Below are 17,959 nucleotides of genomic sequence, written 5' to 3'. Positions count from 1 at the left end.
GTTGGCGCTGATTAACATTGGCAAAGGTTAATTTGATAAGAAATCAGTTTCCGAAAACAACGCTTTATCAGGAGCGTGGTTACAGCATAGAGCAGGTCTGCCCGTTGTACAGTTTGTACTGCATCATCCTGTCCAGGCCGTTGTATATATTCACCTGTTAAAAAGGAAGGCACATTGATGTACAGCCGCAAGTGTCAAAACGGTAACCTGCGCAGGGTGCTGTTTTCGGCGATCTCTTGCATCGTTCTTCTGTACGGCGCGAAAGGGTATGCTAAACCGGATATGAAGCCTCTGGGGCCAAATATCGCCGATCGGGGTTCGGCGTTTTATCATTTCAGGGTTGAACAATTCGATTCCGCCGATGGAAAAAGACATTACAGGGTCTGGACGGCTATTCCGAATAAAAAACCAGCGGCATCAGGTTATCCCGTTCTTTATATGCTTGATGGTAATGCGGTGATGGGACGCCTGTCGGAAACGCTGCTTAAGCAACTGGCAGAAAAAACGCCTCCTGTCATCATCGCGATTGGCTACCAGACCAACTTGCCCTTTGAGTCAAACAGCAGAGCCTGGGATTATACGCCTGCCCGGGAAGGGAAGAATGGTTCGCAGGTGGAGAACGGCCGCAACCGTCGTGAGATGGGGGGAAGCAACGACTTCCGTCAGTTGCTGGAGCAGCACATTGCGCCGACAGTCGAGCAGGGGGTTAACATCAATTCTGAGCAGCGCGGCCTGTGGGGGCATTCTTACGGCGGCTTATTCGTTCTCGACTCATGGCTGTCCTCATCGTTCTTCAGGCATTACTACAGTGCCAGCCCGTCGCTGGGACAAGGTTATCTCGCTTTGTTAAACCGGTTAACGGCAGTCGATAAAACGCGTTATTGCCATAAACATCTGTTTTTCATGGAAGGTGCGGCGTCCCCAGGGAAAAACGTACAGACTCAGGCGCCTGACATCCTCCCACGCATTCACGATATCGTTGCCAGACTCCAGCGTGACGGGATCCCGGCGGACTATTGGGATTATCCTGGCCTGACGCACGGACCGATGTTTGACGCCTCTTTTAAGAGCGCGTTACTGGATATGAGTACCGGGAAAGCGGGTGGATCCGCATCCTGTGATTAATCCGTTTGGTATCAAAGGAGGCGGCGTGAAGGGGAAACCCCTGCGCCGCCTTAATCATCAGAAGTGCAGGCCTAACTGCATATAATAGGTGCGGCCCGGCTCGTTGTAAGTATTCGCTCCGGCCCCCCACAGATACGCGCCCGTTGTTGCATTACCGGTACTTTGGGCATTGCCTTCGCGGAAATGGCGCTTATCGAACAGGTTGTCGATTCCCGCCGTAACGTCCATATATTTCGTTACCGCCCAGGTAGCGCTTGCCCCTACCAGCGCATACGGCGAGACCTGGCGGGTTTCACTACCGGACGTGCGAATGCCCTGATAATTATATTTTTTCGGCTTCTGTCGGCCATACCATGTCAGCGTTCCCTGAACCGACAATTCATTGCTTGCCTGCCAGTTTAGCGTTGAGTTGATCGTATATTGAGGAATGACCGACAGGTAATCATTGTTCCTTTTGTTTTTATTCTCAATAATATACGTCAGGTTGTTATTCATTTTCAGGGTATCAGTAATCGGGAAGTTGAGCGTGCCTTCCAGCCCCTGCACAACAGCATTGGGTACATTTTCCCATTTAAAAATATTTGCCGAACCGTTGTTATATTCCGGCGTATACCCTGCTTCAATTTTGTCATGGTAGTCATTGCGGTACCAGGTCAGTCCGGCCTGCACGTCATCGTGGTTATATTCAATACCGATTTCTTTATTGACGCTGGTTTCTGCTTTCAGATCGCTATTGCCCTGTAAATAGCAGGCACCGCCGCCGTAGCAGCCCTGACCTTTGCTGAATAACAAATAGTTAGGGTTGGTCTGGTAGAGATTCGGCGCTTTCCATGCGCGGGCGATGCCCAGTTTCAGCGTGAAGTCGCTGTTCAACTCCTGAGACAGGTTCAGCGATGGACTCCAGTTACTGCCGCTCACATCCTGGTGATTAAAACGGATCGCGGGCGTCAGACGGGTGCTGTCTGTTAACTCAATATTATCTTCCGCAAAAATGCCGTAAATATCCGCTGAGCTGTATTGGCTTCGCCCGGTATCACCAATTCCATCAACCGAGCCTCCTCCGCTGGTGGATTCAGTATTGGAGGCCGGATCTTTCATTGCCTGATGGTTAAATTCCCCGCCAAACGTCAGGGTCTGATTAACCCACAGGTCAACCGGAATATTAATTTCCGAGTGCAGGTTGGTGTCATACAGTGAAATGGTCGAGAACCCTTCATTTGTAGGGCTAAAAATTCCTGCGATCCCGCCAGAGAGACCTTCGTTAAGACGAGAATTTCGTGTTTTTTCAAACTGAATATAGTTATTGGTGGTGACGCCGCTATCCCATGCGCCGGTATATTTCAGATTGAGCGTCTGGCGGTAAAGTACATTGGTTTCTTTACCATAATATTTTTTCACCAGCGCATTACTGTTGGTATTTTGCGTATCGCCAGCATACAGGTTTCCCTGGCGGCTGTAGCCTGCGCCCAGTTCCAGCGCCTGCATCGGCATAAATTCCCAGCGCAGGGCTGAATTAATGTCTTTATTAATAAAGCCTTCACGGCCCGAAGGATAAGTCCCCGCATAGGTGCCAATACGCGGTGTGGTATGGCTTTCGTTAATATCCTGCGCATCTGCCTGCGTTTTATTCCAGTTGCCGTAGAGACGCAGGGTCAAATTATCAGCCAGCGCACCGCTTAAACTGCCGTTGTAGCGTTTGGTGCTGCCTTCGGATTTATGCTGGGGAACGTTGTAATAGGTGTTGAGGTTGCCGTGCCACTCGTCCGTCGCGGGTTTGGTAATAATATTGACGACACCACCCATAGCGCCGCTACCGTACATTGCCGCCGCCGGGCCGCGAATGACCTCGATGCGGTCAATCATTTCTGGCGGTACCCAGTTGGTGTCGCCACGTGTATCACGTTCATCGCTCCAGCCATAGCGCACCGAGTTACGACTGGATACAGGCATACCATCGATCAGGATCAAGGTGTTCTCCGGACCCATACCACGGATATCAATCTGGCGATTATTACCGCGCTGGCCGCTATTGGAGTTCCCGGTGAGATTCACACCCGGCATGGTGCGGATAATCTCAGAAACGTCACGCTGAACTGGATTTTTTTTGATAGCTTCGCTGTCAATGATCGAGACGCCAGGCGCCTGTAACGTCTGCTCTTTGGCCGTTACTACCATTGTTTCACTACTGTTTTCTTCCTGCACGTTGGTCGCCAGTTTTTCACTCTGTTGATCCGCGTGCGTTTGTACTGTTTCCTGATTTACCGTCGTATCTGCGTCGTTAGCATTTGCCAACGGTACGACAAGATTACCTGCCATCACGGTACCCAGAAGCGATAATCGATACGCATTTTTTATCATCATAGTAGCCACTTACCCTTTAAAATTTGCGCAAAATAATTTATTGGTAATGATTTTTATTTGCAATAAAATAATGATTATCATTATCATATTTGGTAGTGGCTGTTATTGTTAACCCTGTTTTAAGTCCTGGGAATTCACTGCGCTGGCCTGTCACCTTAGCGGCGGTCAGGGTGCATATAAAGGATCGTCAGGATCAACTCACGTGTTTATGGTCTATGGTTCGGTAATGATAAATCCAAAAGGCTAAGGATATTCGTGGTCCTGTTGACGGAGGTTAAGGCGGTTTTAACGAGGCCGATCTGCCTTATTCGTCTGAAGAACCCGCTGACTTAGCACAATCTTTGAAACGCACTACCTGACCAGAGAGAGCAAGTGAATGATTACGTTATGTAAAGCCTGCGGCACCTCTTTCGAAGCCACCGATGTCTTACCAGCACAGTGCAAAATTTGTGAGGATGAGCGCCAGTTTGTGCCGGTGACAGGACAGGCATGGATCGGTGTAGACCGTTTAATGGCTTCACATTCAAATAAATGGCAACAGCACGAACCTTATCTCCTTAGCCTCAAAACCGTGCCGAATTTTGCGATTAATCAGCGCGCTTTTATTTTGAGGACGCCGGAGGGGAATATTCTCTGGGACTGTATTGCTAATCTCGACGATGCCACAAAAACGTTGATCGCTGCGCTCGGAGGGCTTAAGGCTATTGCTATCTCCCATCCGCATTACTACACCACCATGCAGGATTGGGCCGCCGAATTTGGTGCGCCGATTTACCTTCATGGCAGCGATAGCGAGTGGATTATGCGCGACAGCCCCTGGATCACGCTCTGGGAAGGCGACACCCTGACGCTGGCGACGGATGTCAGGATCATACGCCTCGGCGGGCACTTTCCCGGCGGGAGCGTGCTTCACTGGGCGCAGGACGGTGGGGGGCTGCTGGCAGGTGATATCCTTCAGGTCACTCCCGGCGCGGATGCCGTCTCCTTCATGTGGAGCTACCCCAATATGCTGCCGCTGCCAGCCGCAACCATTAAGGATATTATGCTTCGCTTGAACGCCGTAAGGTTTTCAAAACTCTACGGCGCGTTTGAAGGGCAGAATATAACGGAAAATGCGGAGGACATTGTGCGTCGGTCAGGTGAAAAGTATATTGCCTGTCTTCGTTAATTGAAGGTTGGTGGATGTAGGCTTTTACACGGATATCCGGACACAGAGCGTTTATCATCGTCATCTGCTCATGCTGGACGCGCCCTTTAGCGACATCAAGTACGACTGGCACATCTGGATCAATTGCCTTTGCAGTATAGCCACGGTGGCCTCAGGCAGGTTCATTTCAAACGTATTGCGCACGGCTCCAAAAATCACGGTGATCAGTATCAGACTCACGCTCTCGATATTCACCAGATTCATGTCTGATGCGCTTCGCAGCATCGCGGATACGGCGACATTGACGCGGCGTCGAAAGGCATCAACTAATGGGCCGTTATCCAGTTCTGCAATAGAAAGATATAACGCCCGCGTAACTTCAGGTCGTTCCGTTTTGGCGCGCCAGTAGGCTTCAATCAGCCCCTCCACCATCGGTGATACGGGCAGGCCGTAGAACGTCAGGCACGCCGCCTCGACTTTTTCGGCAAGGGCTTCCAGATAGCGCTCATTAAGTACGTATAGCAGCGATTCCTTATGCGGAAAGTACTGATACATGGTGCCCACCGAAACGCCAGCCCGTTCTGCCACGCGCGTCGTGGTCAGGCGCTGGGGTCCCTCAATGACTAAAAGCTGAATAGCCGCCTCGAAAATGGCGTCCAGCGTCGCCGTTGCCCGCGCCTGACGCGGCCTTTTCCGGGGAATAAGTGAGCGTGGTTTAGTCATTTCAGAATGCGAACCCTCAAGCTAACGAACGCGCCCGCGAATTACTCATTACCCCATTGATTGAGGAACGTGGCTATTTCGTCAATACGTCGCTCGTTAATACCCGCTTCGCTGGCCATCTCTCTCTGCGCTTCTTCACTGATCTCCTCGTTATTCATTAAACGGGTGATCAGCAGTTGAAAATAGTGTGCAAGGGGATCGCGTTCAGCGTCTTTCACTGGCTCTGCGCATTCGGTCGCGTACTCATCGGCGATGTCATAATACTTCAGTGGGATTTCATTGTTCATACAGGGTCTCCGGAAGTTAGGTTTACGTCAGGGGCGTCGCCTGACGTCAATAATACCATTCTTATCATCATGCGGCGTTCACGTTAGTAGTGAACCAGTCCGCCGTCCACTGCATACTGACTGCCGGTAACGTAAGAGGCATCGTCAGAAAGCAGGAAATAGTCACCTCATGTTTCCGATCGTGTTCACGGGTTGTTTACCCGCGCTGATAAAAAGTATGATGCCGGACGTCATAATAATAAGCATCTTATAAGAAACACCCAACGACAGCCGGTTAAAAAGTGAATGAGGCTGACTAAATGACCCGACAGCGCGATTTTGATTTTTCAGGTAGATCGGTGATCCCTTATGCACATGACTACCAACATGGCGATTATGAAAGCTGGCACACGCACAGTTGCGCTCAGCTTATTCATACGTTGAGCGGGGTCATCCGCATTGAGACCCGAAACGGTTTTTGGGTGGTCCCGCCGTCGCGAGGCGTATGGATCCCGGCACATATGCCGCATGCCCTGCATATTACTGGTGAAGTGAAGGCCAGAGTACTTTTTGTCGAACCGCTGGCCAGAGCAGATCTGCCGGTTATCTGCCAGGTGGTAAGCGTCAGCGATCTGCTGCGGGAGCTTATCGTTTCTGCACTGCATCTTCCTGCCGATTACCCACCCGCAAGCCGCGCTGAGCGCATTCATGAGCTGATGCTTGATGAGCTACGCCTGATGGATACGCTGCCGTTTCACCTGCCGGAGCCAGCTTCCGAACGTCTGAGGCAGCTTTGCCAGGCCGTGCGCGACGCGCCGCATGAAACGTGGTCTGTTACCAGAGCAGCCATAAAAATCAGCGCCAGCGGGCGTACACTCAACCGCCATTTTTATCAGCAAACCGGCATGCAGTTCAGTGAGTGGGTGAGGCGGGCTCGTCTTCTGCATGCCCTGACGCGTCTGGCGCAGGGCGAGCAGATCACCCGGGTGGCACTGGATTCCGGTTATGCCAGCCCCGGCGCGTTCAGCGTGATGTTTCGGCGGGTAATGGGCGTCTCGCCCAGTGATTACTTTAGCCAGTGACGAAATCCTCCGCCGCATTCAGCATAGCCTGTAGTGAGGCCCGACTAATATCACTGTCAATACTGACGCCCCATGCACATTTTCCCGTCCGGTCCTGGCAACACACATAGGCGACAGAGCGGCTGTCGCTACGTTTACCCAGCGTATGTTCCTGATAACTAACAATCTCAAGCTCTGCTTTTACTTCACGACAAAGCGCCGTGAGCGCCGCAGACAGGAAGCCATTTCCTTCGCCTTGCAAACTCAACCGCTTACCCTGGCAGATAATCTCGGCAGAAAGGGTGGTACGCTGATCGGGATGGTTGTTACAGTTATATTTCTCTAACCGAAGCGGGGGCGCGTCAACAAGCCCATATGACTGGCGAAAAAGCGCCCAGACGGCCATTTGCGACATCTCTTTTTCTCCGCGCTCCGCGGCTTCCTGCACGCGAAGGCTAAAGGCCTGTTGCAGCTGGCGAGGCAGAACAAGATTGTGATTTTGCTCCAGAAGCCAGGCTGCGCCGCTTTTGCCTGACTGGCTATTTACCCGAATGACGGCTTCATAGCTGCACCCTATGTCTGCCGGATCGAGTGGCAGATAGGGGATTTGCCAGAGCGTATCCGGTGAGTGTTGTCTTGCCGCGAAACCTTTTTTGATCGCGTCCTGGTGAGAGCCAGAAAACGCTGTAAATACCAGCTCACCTGCATAGGGATGGCGCGGCGCAACGGGCAACTGATTACACTCTTCGACCACTTCAACGACCTTTTTCATCTGGCTAAAGTCGAGGCCGGGTGAAATTCCCTGGGTATAAAGATTTAGCGCCAGCGTTACCAGATCTGCATTCCCCGTCCGTTCGCCGTTTCCGAAGAGACAGCCCTCAACACGTTCCGCGCCTGCCAGTAATGCAAGCTCAGCACAGGCAATCCCTGTCCCACGATCGTTATGGGGATGAACGCTTATACACACCTGCTGGCGGCGTGAGAAATGACGGCAGAAATACTCTATCTGATCGGCATAAACGTTAGGCATACTGACTTCAACCGTCGCGGGGAGATTGATAATCATGGGACGGGAATCATGCGGATCCCACACCGCCGCAACGGCCTCACAAATTTGCAGGGCAAACTCAGGTTCGGTAAAACAGAACGTTTCAGGGGAGTACTGGAAGGTCCATGCCGTTTCCGGCGTTTCATCGCATAACTGGCGAATTTGCCGCGCCGCGCTGACGGCAAGCTGAACAATTTCATCGCGAGTTTGACGGAACACGATATCCCTGAACAGCGGTGCCGTCGCATTATATAAATGCACGGTCGCCTGATGAACGCCGCGCAGTGATTCAAACGTTCGCGCAATCAAATCTTCCCTTGCCTGGGTTAATACCTGGATATTTACATCGTATGGAATACGCTGTTCTTCAATCAACGATCGCACAAAATCAAAGTCTGTTTGCGAGGCTGAAGGAAATGCGACCTCGATTTCCCGAAAGCCGCAGGCAACTAACAGATCCCAAAATTTGCGTTTCCTGGCACCGTCCATCGGTTCAGCCAGCGCCTGATTACCATCACGTAAATCGGTAGATAGCCAGCGCGGAGGACGGGTCAACGTATTATTCGGCCATTGCCTGTCGCTGAGGCTTACTGGCGGATGGGGTGTGTATTTGAGGGAAGGATTCTTCAGCATACCGGGTTTCCTTTTAACTAAGAGACCCCAGTGTCATGCTAAATCTGCCGGAAAACTCACCAGAAGATGACAACCTGTTATTCAAACAGGACAACTGTAGCTCCGCGCTGAATCACTATTATTCCCGATCGTCTTTCTTCTCCACATGTCCCAGCGCTTTCTCCGGAAAACAATAGTCCCGCACCCGGCGTTTTAACTCTGCCGCATCGGGAAAGCCGCCGTCCTGCTTGCGATCCCAGATAACGTGACCATCAACATCGATAACAAAAATCCCGCCGGTGCCGGGGATCAGGCGCACAGAATCGAGATCGGTACTAAACGTTTGCAGCAACTCCTGCGCCATCCAGGTGGCGCGTAGCATCCAGTTGCACTGGGAACAGTACTGCAATGTGACGGCGTTTTTGCTCATTTTTTCTCTCATTTTACCAGGAGGGCATAGCACACAATTTACGATTAATGGGTCACAAATGTGAAGACTTTGTGAAGTTGTTGCAAATGATAATACTTATCATTAGTATTCGTTTCATAATTTATAACAGTACGCGTTTTTTTGGTTAGTGCTTTTTCAATCAGCCAGTGGAAGTGAAATGTGAGCCTCATACTAATAAAATTAAGGTTTACAAGACATTATGCATACATCGCACATTTCTCCTCAACGTTTCAGGAAGAGCGTTCTGGTGACGTCATTACTCACAGCGCTCTATCAGACTGCGGCTTTCGCGGCTGATACCGGTACTTCAACGACTACCGCAAAAAATACCGCGCAGGATTCGGCTGACGAGATGATTGTCACCGCGCCAGCGCCGGATCTGAAAGCGGGAAGTACGCATTCACTCAGCGCCCAGGACCTGCAAAATAAAGGCGCAAACGACTTTGGCTCTATTATGCGTTATGAACCGTTAATCAGCGCGACCGGGGCCAGTGGAGGTTCCGGCAACGGCAAAAGCGGCTTTGACCGTGGCGGTTATACCGGCTACAACATTCGTGGGCTGGAAAGTAATCGCGTTGGCATCGATGTCGATGGGATCGCGCAGCCGGACGCCACTGGACGCAGTTACGTTAGCCGATCAGGATTGAACACGTTCGGCATTGGCCGCGATTACATCGATCCGTATATGTATGGCAATGTTGATATTGAATCCGGCGCGACCTCTACCGAACAGGCCAATACCTCTATCGGCGGCAATGTCTCTTTCCGCCCAAAATCCGCTGACGATTACCTGCATCCGGGAAAAAATACCTGGTTTGGCTACCAGAGTGATTACGACTCTGCCGATCGCAGTTGGCACAATGGCGTGACCGGTGCGGCGGGGGATGAAACCCTGCGCGGCGTGTTTGTCTACAGCCGTCGTGACGGTCAGCAAACCCGCAACAACAGTGATACAGTGGATGCGTACCCGGCTAACTGGCACTCTGATGCGATGATGGCCTCCGGTATCTGGCAGCCGAACGATGAGCACAAGCTGACCGGTACACTGGATTACTACCACAAAACCAACCATACCCATTACGACTCCTGGAACAGCAGCGGCAGCCAGATCCTTGGTGATGCCCAACAGACCAGCCAGACCCGTCGCTGGGGCGTCAGCCTGAAAGATGACTGGACGCCAGTGAATGACTGGCTGGACAGCATGTCGACCAAAGTCTACTACCAGCATACTGAAGCGCATGACCGCACTTATATGCCGGACAGCATTACTACCGCCATGCAGACGGTCTATTCAGACTATGACACCGATACCTGGGGCATTCAGAATGCGCTGGCGAAAACGCTGGGACGCCACGATCTGAGCGCCGGGTTTAACGTCAGTACCACGGAAACGAAGCGTCCGTTCAGACAGTCTCCAGCGCCAACGGCGTACAGCGAAATTATGCAGCCGGAAGCGGACAGCAAAAGCTATACCCTCGGTGCCTTCGTGCAGGATCAGATTAATTTCGACGCGGGTGGTCACCATTTCGCCGTCATCCCTGGCGCACGTGTCGTCCATCAGTCAATGAAGCCGGATAATCTCTCCAGTCTGACGACGAACAGTAACGTTCTGGATGAGTCTGAAGTCTCGACGTTATATGGCAAAAATACCGATACCCAACTGTTACCGTCACTCACCTTCCAGTACGACATCACTCCGCGCCTGATGACGTACCTGCAATACAAACGCGGTGCGCAGTTCCCCAATGCCAGCCAGCTCTATGGCTCCTGGAATCTTGGCTCCAGCTACGCAGGCAGACAGCAATATGCGCTGATTGGTAATACCGATCTGAAAACCGAAACCAGCGATAACGTTGAGTGGGGCATGAAAGGGGACGTGACCGATGGCATCACCCTGCGCACCGCGCTGTTCTATAACGCCTATAAAAACTTTATCGCCTATACCCGTTACTCGCGCGCCGGGAATCCGGACCGGTTCACCAACGTTCCGTCCAATATTTACACCACCTATCAGGCGGAAAACCGGGATAAAGCCTTTATCTACGGCGGTGAAATTAGCGCTAAATTTAACTTTGGCACCTGGTTTGAAGAGGTGAATGGCCTGAGTGCGACGCTCGCCTATGGTTATACCGAAGGAAAATCAAAATCCAGTTATATGGGGGATAAATACATTGATCTGGACAGCGTCGCGCCGATGAAAGCGATCGCTGGCGTTGCGTGGGACGATCCGGCGAAACGGTATGGCACAGCGTTGACCGCCACCTTCGTGAAAGGCAAACGCGCCACCGCGACCAGTCGTGAGTCTTACACTAATACCGGTTCGACGATCGCCGACTCCACCAATGAGTACATGCGGGTGCCAGGCTATGGTCTGCTGGACTGGACGGCGTACTGGCAGGTGGCGAAGAACGTCAGACTCAACGGCGGCGTCTATAACATTACCGACCGTAAATACTGGGATTACCTGAGCAGTCGCACCATTGAGGAGTCCACCCGTCAGGATGCGTATGACAAGGCGCTGGCGGTGATGCCGGGTCGTACCTGGCAATTGGGTGTTAACGTAGACTTCTGATTAAGACGTCATCCTTAATCCTTACTCCCCCCGGTATCGCTGCCGGGGGTTTTTAACCTTATCAGGAAGCGAACACTATGTCTGTTTCATCAAAAGATGTATCCGCCATCTGGCAGCAATATCAGACCATTAAAGCGCAGGATCCTGCAAAATACGCCCGTGATATCGCGACTGAGATGACCATCAGCGAAGCGGAATTAACCCACGCACGCGTGGGGTACGATGCCGTGCGTTTAACGGGCGAAATGCGCGAAATCCTCGCCGCGCTGGAGCTGGTGGGAGACACAAAATGCATCTGCCGTAACGAGTACGCCGTCCATGAACACACCGGCAGTTTCACCAATCAGCATCTCGGTGAACGCGCCGGGGTGGTGCTGAACCCGCGCGCGCTCGATCTGCGTCTGTTTATCAGTCAGTGGGCCAGCGCCTTCAGCCTGCGTGAACAAAGTCCGCGCGGCGAGCGTCAGAGCATTCAGTTCTTCGATCAGCAGGGCGACGCGGTACTGAAAGTCTACGTCACAGCGCAGACCGATCTGGCGGCGTGGAGCGAAGTGGTCGCTCGTTTCGCCACGCCTGACGAACTGCCACTGGTGATCACCGCCGCCGTGGCCGAACCGCATTCGCAAAGCGCCGACGGCGCGGCGCTGGATCGGGAATGGCGGGCGATGACCGATGTGCATCAGTTCTTTGGTCTGCTGAAAAAACACAATCTCTCACGCCAGCAGGCTTTTCGCCTGGCAGGCGACGATCTTGCCTGTCAGGTGAGCAATGACGCGCTGCCGCGCCTGCTGGACACCGTCTTACAGCAGGGTAACGAGATTATGATTTTTGTCGGTAATCGCGGCTGTGTACAGATCTTCACCGGCGCGCTGGAAAAACTGACCCCGATGAAAGGCTGGATCAACATTTTCAATGAAAACTTCACTCTGCACCTGCGTGAGGCGGGAATTGCGGAAAGCTGGGTAACGCGCAAACCGACCGCCGACGGCCATGTCACCAGTCTTGAACTGTTCGCCGCGGATGGTACGCAAATCGCTCAGCTTTATGGTCAGCGCAGCGAAGGCCAACCGGAACAAACCCAGTGGCGAGCGCAGATCGATGCGTTGAGCAATGAAGGGCAAGCGGCATGAAAAAAATACTGATGCTGCTGGCGGCGATCCCGCTGGTGGCGAGCGCCGCTGCGCAGAACGTGGTGACGCTGGGCGGCGATATTACCGAAATTGTTTACGGACTGGGCGCGCAGTCGCAGCTTGTCGGGCGCGACACCACCAGCACCTGGCCTGCCGAGGTGAATAACGTGCCGGATGTCGGCTATGTTCGGCAACTCAATACTGAAGGCATCCTGTCGCTGCGCCCGGATATCGTGCTGGCAAGCAACCAGGCGCAGCCGTCATCGGTATTACAAAAAGTAGAGGAGAACCACGTCAGGGTGGTGAACGTCCCCGGCGGTTATTCGCTGACGGCGATTGATAAGAAAGTCGCCGTCATCGCCGACGCGCTCGGCAAAAATGCCGAAGGCGAGCGGCTGCGGCAAAAACTGAAGGCGCAAATCGCTGCGCTGCCGACATCGCCAGTCAATAAGCGCGTCCTGTTTCTGTTAAGCCACGGCGGGATGGGAACGATGGTCGCCGGCCAGGAAACCGCCGCCGATGGCGCGATCCGCGCAGCCGGGTTACAGAATGCCATGCAGGGCTTTGCGCACTATCGCGGTCTTTCGCAGGAAGGCGTCATCGCCAGCCAGCCGGATCTGATCGTGATCTCTGCCGACGGGGTTAAAAGCATGGGTGGGGAAGAGAACCTGTGGAAACTGCCAGGGCTGGCGCAGACCCCTGCAGGGCGTAATAAGCAGGTAATGATTATTGATGATATGGCCCTGCTTGGTTTTGGCATACGCACGCCGCAGGCGCTGCTCGATCTGCGTCAAAAAGCGGAGCAACTGCCCTGATGAACCGCGCCGTGGTGTGCTCACTATGGGGAATGGTGTTATTGCTGGTCGGCCTGACGCTGGTGGCAACCACCCAGGGGGCGATGGCGTTGCCGTTAAAGAGTCTGTGGCATCCCGGCGGTGACGCGCTGCGCCAGATCTGGCTGACCATCCGTTTGCCGCGCGTGCTACTGGCGCTGGTGGTCGGCGCGGCGCTGGCGCTCTCCGGCTGCGTGATGCAGGGGCTGTTTCGCAACCCGCTGGCCGATCCGGGACTGCTGGGGATTAGCAGCGGCAGCGCGCTGGCGGTGGCCTGCTGGCTGGTATTACCGTTGCCGGTTCCCGCGCTGGTGGCGCTCTATGCGCCGATGCTGGCAGCGTTTATCGGTAGCCTGGCGGTGATGGTGGTGATTTTTCTGCTCAGTAAGGCCCGCGATAATTCACTGTCGCGCCTGCTGCTGGTGGGAATTGCCATTAACGCGCTGTGCGGCGCTGCCGTTGGACTGCTGTCATGGCTAAGCAACGATGCCCAGCTTCGCCAGCTCTCGCAGTGGGGAATGGGCAGCCTCGGTCAGGCGCAGTGGTCCACGCTGCTGGTGGCAACCACGCTTATTTTACCCTCGGCGATGGCGGTATGGTGGGTTGCCCGCCAGCTTAACCTGCTGCAACTGGGCGACGAAGAGGCGCATTACCTGGGCGTCAATGTTCCGCGGCTGCAACGAGTGATGCTGCTTTGCAGCGCCTTACTGGTGGCGGCAGCGGTGGCGATCAGCGGGATTATCGGCTTTATTGGTCTGGTGGTACCGCACCTGATGCGCATGTGGCTGGGGGCCGATCACCGCGCGCTGGTGCCGGGATCGCTGCTGGCGGGGGCCATCCTGCTGCTGATTGCCGATACCGCGGCCCGCACCGTTGTCGTGCCAGCGGAGATGCCGGTAGGTCTGATCACCAGCCTGCTTGGTGCGCCCTGGTTTCTGTGGTTGATCTTCCGCCAAAGGAGAACGGAACATGGATAACACCTTAGTCGCCGCCCATTTACGTCTGCAACGCGGGCAGCGATGGCTGATCGATGATGTCTCGTTAATGCTTGCCCGCGGTGAACTGGTTGCGCTAATCGGCCCCAATGGTGCGGGGAAATCAACGCTGTTGCGACTTCTGACCGGGTATTTGCCCGCGGATCAGGGGGAATGCTGGCTGGCGGGGCGCTCGCTGAAACAGTGGCCCGCCCGTGCGCTCTCCCGTCGCCGTGCGGTGATGTTGCAGCAAACGCAGCTGCGTTTTGACTGGCCGGTGGAGGCTATCGTCGCTATGGGACGTGCGCCCTGGGGAACGCGGCATGAAGCGGAGATCGTCCGCGAGGTCATGGCGTTGACCGGCTGTGACGATCTGGCGGGTCGCAACTATGCCACCCTCTCCGGCGGCGAGCAGCAGCGGGTGCAGCTGGCGCGGAGCCTGGCGCAACTGTGGAACGACGGCGCGCCCGAGGGCTGGCTGTTTCTTGACGAGCCAACCTCGGCGCTGGATCTCTACCATCAACAGCAGCTATTACGTTTACTGAAAAAACTCACCGCCAGCGGCAAACTGCACGTCTGTATCGTACTACACGATCTTAATCTGGCGGCGCTATGGGCCGACCGCGTGCTGCTGTTAAACCGGGGAAAACTGGTTGCGCAGGGGACGCCACAGCAGGTAATTCAAACCGATGTCATCGCGCAATGGTATGGCGCAGAGGTGCAGGTAAATCCGCATCCCGGTAACGATACGCCGCATGTTTTTCTGTGTTCGTAGTTGGCAGTGTGCCGAAGACCCTGGTTCAGGCGCTTATAGCGCGCAGCGTGTTGATAATACCTGGCTGCTGCTCTATGAGCCTGAGCATTTTTAATGCAATCCCTGAAGGGATACGCCGTTGCTGTTCCCAGCTACGTACAAGATCAACGCTTGCGCCGATCATATCCGCAAATTCTGCCTGTTTCAGCGCGGCATGAGTGCGGATCTTTTTTACATCTGGCAGAGCATGGCGGTGGATGTTCTCAGGGGCCGGAACGCGTTCACCTTTTTCAATGGCGACCATCTCTTCAAGGCTGCTAACAAGATCTGTAAATAATTTCTGTTCCATTGATTTATCCTCGTTATGAAGAGCGAAACGGCTTTATTACTCAACCAACTGTGTAAATTTTTTCATGATCGCTTTTTCAGCCGGGCTTAAATCGTCCTTTGCATTTTTAGGGTAGATAAGCAAAAGGTAAAGCCTTCCGCTGGCTGTACGCACATAGTAAATCACGCGTACTCCACCTTGCTTACCCATGCCCTGACGGTTCCAGCGGATTTTTTTACAACCTCCTGTTTGAGAAATCGTGTCGCCATATTCATGGCCTTCAAGCAAAAAGGTTTGCAGCTCCCGGAATTCATCATCTTCCATCAACGACTTACGCGCTTTACTGAATGCAGATGTTTCAATAAATTCTATATAGACCATCCCTGTGTCTCCCTGTCATCCCTGAATCCATATTACTGGTACCCCGTACTAATATCAACAGGATATTAGTACGGGGTACTATTTAAAGGGGGTATCATAAGACAAGGCGGTATCTGAAGGGGGTTTTGAATTAATAATACTTTTTGGCAATAGCGCTATGATGAAAACCCCCGGCAGGTCTCCCTGCCAGGGTTAGCATTTAGCATGAAGGGTTTATCACGTCACCGGAGCCGGGTTAAACACCGCCAGCTGGTTATGTAAGCCCCACTGATCCGAGAAGGTTTTTTTCCGGCCGCTGGCCACGTCCAGAATAAAGTGGAACAGCTTCCAGCCCACATCCTCAATCGTCTCTTCGCCGGTAGCGATGGTGCCCGCGTTGATATCCATCAGATCATACCAACGGTTTGTCAGTTCGGTGCGAGTCGCCATCTTGATTACCGGTACCGCTACCAGTCCGTAAGGTGTACCACGACCGGTGGTGAAGACCTGCACGGTGATCCCGGAGGCGACCTGCTGAGTACCGCAGACAAAGTCGCTGGCGGGGGTTGCCGCGTAAATCAGGCCGCGTTTTGTTGGACGCTGGCCGGGCGACAGCACTTCGGAAATCGCGCTTTTACCAGACTTGGCAATTGAGCCGAGGGCTTTTTCCACCACGTTGGCCAGACCGCCTTTTTTGTTCCCCGGAGACGGGTTGGCGCTGCGGTCGGTTTTACCCATATCAAGATAGTTATCGTACCAGGCCATCTCTTCCAGCAGGCGTTTGCCCACCTCTTCATTGATGGCGCGTGGCGTTAACAGGTGGATCGCATCGCGGACCTCGGTGACTTCAGAGAACATCACCGTCCCGCCACAGCGGATCAGCAGGTCGGACGCGTAGCCTACCGCCGGGTTCGCGGTGACGCCGGAGAAGGCATCGCTGCCGCCGCACTGCATACCGACCACCAGTTCAGACGCCGGGCAGGTCTCGCGCTGGCGCTGGTTCAGTTTTTGCAGATGACGCTCGGCAACGACCAGAATATCGTCCACCATTGATTTAAAGCCGACGTGATGTTCATCCTGCAAACGGACAATACTGGCATCGTCAACCGGAATGGCTTTGACATCTTCCGTTCCCTGTAACAGACGCTCCGGCTGAAGTTTTTCACAGCCGAGGCCGACCACCATCACTTCACCACCAAAGTTCGGGTTCAGCGCAATGTTATGGATCGTGCGAATCGGGATAATCGCCGCCGGCGCGTTGATCGCCACGCCGCAGCCGTAAAGGTGGTTAAGACCAACCACGCCATCCACGTTCGGGTATTTCGGCAGCAGGTCGCGCTCAATGAGTTTTACGACATAATCCACCACGCCCGCCACGCAGTGAACGCTGGTGGTAATGCCAAGCAGGTTTTTGGTGCCGACGCTGCCGTCCGCATTACGATAACCTTCAAAGGTATACCCTTCCAGTGGTGGAAGCGGTTCAGGTACTTTGGTCGCCAGCGGCAGCGTATTCAGCGGCGGTGCTTTTGGCAGTTCGACGGTGGATTCATCAATCCAACTGCCTTTCGCCACGTCGCGCACAGCATAGCCGATGACTTCACCGTAGCGAATGATTTCGCCGTGGACGGGAATATCCACCAGCGCTACTTTATGGCCCTGTGGAATATGTTCAATGAGTTCCAGCCCATTGGGGAAACGTGTGCCCGCTTTCAACCCGTTATCATTGACAATAATCGCCACGTTATCGGTGTCGTGCACTTTAATATAGAACGCCGAAGGCGACTGCTGTCTAATTTCGATGTCGGCCATTGTCCAGTATTCTCCAGCAAATGTAGATAATAAAAAACGGTAAACTGAGCGTTTTAGAAAAAGGATAAAAGATAAAACCTCAATATTATGCGATTAAGAATGCACTGACTTTGAAATTAAGAATGTGATCCAGATCACTCATTCTCGCGATGGGGCGTGGCGCAAGGCGGGCAATGATTAAATCTGTGCATTAGCGCCCAGGAGTATGTGCATATGCCATAAACATTTGCCTTGTGATATTGATTAATTAGTCAAATACACAATGTATATTAGGGGCTGCCTGATTATACTGATTGCCAATTACATTGTGTCTGATCTGTTTATTGAGATACCTGCATCAATAAATAATCAGTAATCTCACCTGATAAAAATAAATAAACAGGTGTCTCCGTACCCGAGGATAAA

16 protein-coding genes and 1 pseudogene are annotated in these 17,959 nt (G+C 53.3%); 8 read left to right on the top strand and 9 right to left on the bottom strand.

The genetic code is table 11. The annotated features are described in order from the left end of the window. Nucleotides 1-177 precede the first annotated feature (177 nt). The gene (locus ACMGGS_RS02960) at nucleotides 178-1,125 is read left to right on the top strand and encodes an alpha/beta hydrolase (protein WP_414164993.1); all 948 of its coding nucleotides are present in this window, start codon (nucleotides 178-180) and stop codon (nucleotides 1,123-1,125) included. 57 nt (nucleotides 1,126-1,182) lie between these two features. On the opposite strand, the gene ACMGGS_RS02955 is transcribed toward ACMGGS_RS02960, so the two are convergent. Next, nucleotides 1,183-3,483 (bottom strand): TonB-dependent siderophore receptor, encoded by a 2,301-nt coding sequence (locus tag ACMGGS_RS02955; RefSeq protein WP_414166186.1) that lies wholly within the window; start codon nucleotides 3,481-3,483, stop codon nucleotides 1,183-1,185. 379 nt (nucleotides 3,484-3,862) lie between these two features. Here ACMGGS_RS02955 and ACMGGS_RS02950 point away from each other — a divergent pair, with 379 nt between their 5' ends. Next, nucleotides 3,863-4,654 carry an MBL fold metallo-hydrolase gene (locus ACMGGS_RS02950; protein WP_414164992.1) on the top strand — a complete coding sequence of 264 codons (792 nt, stop codon included), beginning with the start codon at nucleotides 3,863-3,865 and terminating at the stop codon, nucleotides 4,652-4,654. A 60-nt stretch (nucleotides 4,655-4,714) separates the two neighbouring features. Here the strand turns inward: ACMGGS_RS02950 and ACMGGS_RS02945 are convergent, their stop codons facing one another. From ACMGGS_RS02945 to ACMGGS_RS02935, 3 genes and pseudogenes are all read right to left on the bottom strand, one after another. Next, complete coding sequence (locus ACMGGS_RS02945) at nucleotides 4,715-5,356, bottom strand: TetR/AcrR family transcriptional regulator (protein ID WP_414164991.1); 642 nt, start codon at nucleotides 5,354-5,356, stop codon at nucleotides 4,715-4,717. Nucleotides 5,357-5,397: 41 nt separating this feature from the next. Continuing rightward, nucleotides 5,398-5,643 carry a YmjA family protein gene (locus ACMGGS_RS02940; RefSeq protein ID WP_414164990.1) on the bottom strand — a complete coding sequence of 82 codons (246 nt, stop codon included), beginning with the start codon at nucleotides 5,641-5,643 and terminating at the stop codon, nucleotides 5,398-5,400. An 83-nt stretch (nucleotides 5,644-5,726) separates the two neighbouring features. Continuing rightward, a pseudogene (locus ACMGGS_RS02935) lies at nucleotides 5,727-5,801 on the bottom strand (oxidoreductase); the annotation flags it as partial. 141 nt (nucleotides 5,802-5,942) lie between these two features. Here ACMGGS_RS02935 and ACMGGS_RS02930 point away from each other — a divergent pair. Continuing rightward, nucleotides 5,943-6,704, top strand: a complete 762-nt coding sequence (locus tag ACMGGS_RS02930; RefSeq protein ID WP_414164989.1) for an AraC family transcriptional regulator — start codon at nucleotides 5,943-5,945, stop codon at nucleotides 6,702-6,704. On the opposite strand, the gene leuA is transcribed toward ACMGGS_RS02930, so the two are convergent. Both leuA and ACMGGS_RS02920 read right to left on the bottom strand, forming a co-directional pair. Further along, a complete protein-coding gene (gene leuA / locus ACMGGS_RS02925) occupies nucleotides 6,694-8,364 on the bottom strand; it encodes a 2-isopropylmalate synthase (protein WP_414164988.1) in 1,671 nt (556 codons plus the stop codon). The genes ACMGGS_RS02930 and leuA overlap by 11 nt on opposite strands. A 118-nt stretch (nucleotides 8,365-8,482) precedes the next feature. Further along, on the bottom strand, nucleotides 8,483-8,773 hold the full coding sequence (locus ACMGGS_RS02920) for a SelT/SelW/SelH family protein (RefSeq protein ID WP_414164987.1): 291 nt from the start codon (nucleotides 8,771-8,773) through the stop codon (nucleotides 8,483-8,485). Nucleotides 8,774-8,993: 220 nt separating this feature from the next. Here ACMGGS_RS02920 and ACMGGS_RS02915 point away from each other — a divergent pair, with 220 nt between their 5' ends. From ACMGGS_RS02915 to ACMGGS_RS02895, 5 genes are all read left to right on the top strand, one after another. Beyond that, nucleotides 8,994-11,366, top strand: a complete 2,373-nt coding sequence (locus tag ACMGGS_RS02915; RefSeq protein WP_414164986.1) for a TonB-dependent receptor domain-containing protein — start codon at nucleotides 8,994-8,996, stop codon at nucleotides 11,364-11,366. 77 nt (nucleotides 11,367-11,443) lie between these two features. Beyond that, nucleotides 11,444-12,496: a hemin-degrading factor gene (locus ACMGGS_RS02910; protein ID WP_414164985.1), complete on the top strand. Its 1,053-nt coding sequence runs from the start codon at nucleotides 11,444-11,446 to the stop codon at nucleotides 12,494-12,496. After that, complete coding sequence (locus ACMGGS_RS02905; protein ID WP_414164984.1) at nucleotides 12,493-13,311, top strand: heme/hemin ABC transporter substrate-binding protein; 819 nt, start codon at nucleotides 12,493-12,495, stop codon at nucleotides 13,309-13,311. Before ACMGGS_RS02910 ends, ACMGGS_RS02905 begins: the two co-directional genes overlap by 4 nt. Further along, nucleotides 13,311-14,306: a FecCD family ABC transporter permease gene (locus ACMGGS_RS02900; protein ID WP_414164983.1), complete on the top strand. Its 996-nt coding sequence runs from the start codon at nucleotides 13,311-13,313 to the stop codon at nucleotides 14,304-14,306. The genes ACMGGS_RS02905 and ACMGGS_RS02900 overlap by 1 nt, the downstream gene beginning before the upstream one ends. Further along, a complete protein-coding gene (locus tag ACMGGS_RS02895; protein ID WP_414164982.1) occupies nucleotides 14,299-15,078 on the top strand; it encodes a heme ABC transporter ATP-binding protein in 780 nt (259 codons plus the stop codon). The genes ACMGGS_RS02900 and ACMGGS_RS02895 overlap by 8 nt, the downstream gene beginning before the upstream one ends. Before the next feature lie 25 nt (nucleotides 15,079-15,103). Here ACMGGS_RS02895 and nadS read toward each other — a convergent pair whose 3' ends face one another. The 3 genes from nadS to garD all read right to left on the bottom strand — a co-directional run bounded on the left by nadS (nucleotide 15,104) and on the right by garD (nucleotide 17,554). After that, entirely contained in the window at nucleotides 15,104-15,406 is a 303-nt protein-coding gene (gene nadS / locus ACMGGS_RS02890) for a NadS family protein (protein WP_414164981.1), read from the bottom strand. A gap of 36 nt (nucleotides 15,407-15,442) precedes the next feature. Then, nucleotides 15,443-15,766: a type II toxin-antitoxin system RelE/ParE family toxin gene (locus ACMGGS_RS02885; RefSeq protein ID WP_414164980.1), complete on the bottom strand. Its 324-nt coding sequence runs from the start codon at nucleotides 15,764-15,766 to the stop codon at nucleotides 15,443-15,445. A 216-nt stretch (nucleotides 15,767-15,982) separates the two neighbouring features. Beyond that, entirely contained in the window at nucleotides 15,983-17,554 is a 1,572-nt protein-coding gene (gene garD, locus ACMGGS_RS02880) for a galactarate dehydratase (RefSeq protein WP_414164979.1), read from the bottom strand. Between the last annotated feature and the right edge of the window lie 405 nt (nucleotides 17,555-17,959).

Source organism: Superficieibacter sp. BNK-5 (assembly GCF_047456055.1).
Lineage (GTDB): Bacteria > Pseudomonadota > Gammaproteobacteria > Enterobacterales > Enterobacteriaceae > Superficieibacter.
Note: the sequence above shows the minus strand (reverse complement) of the source record. Positions and strands in the feature narration are given on the sequence as shown.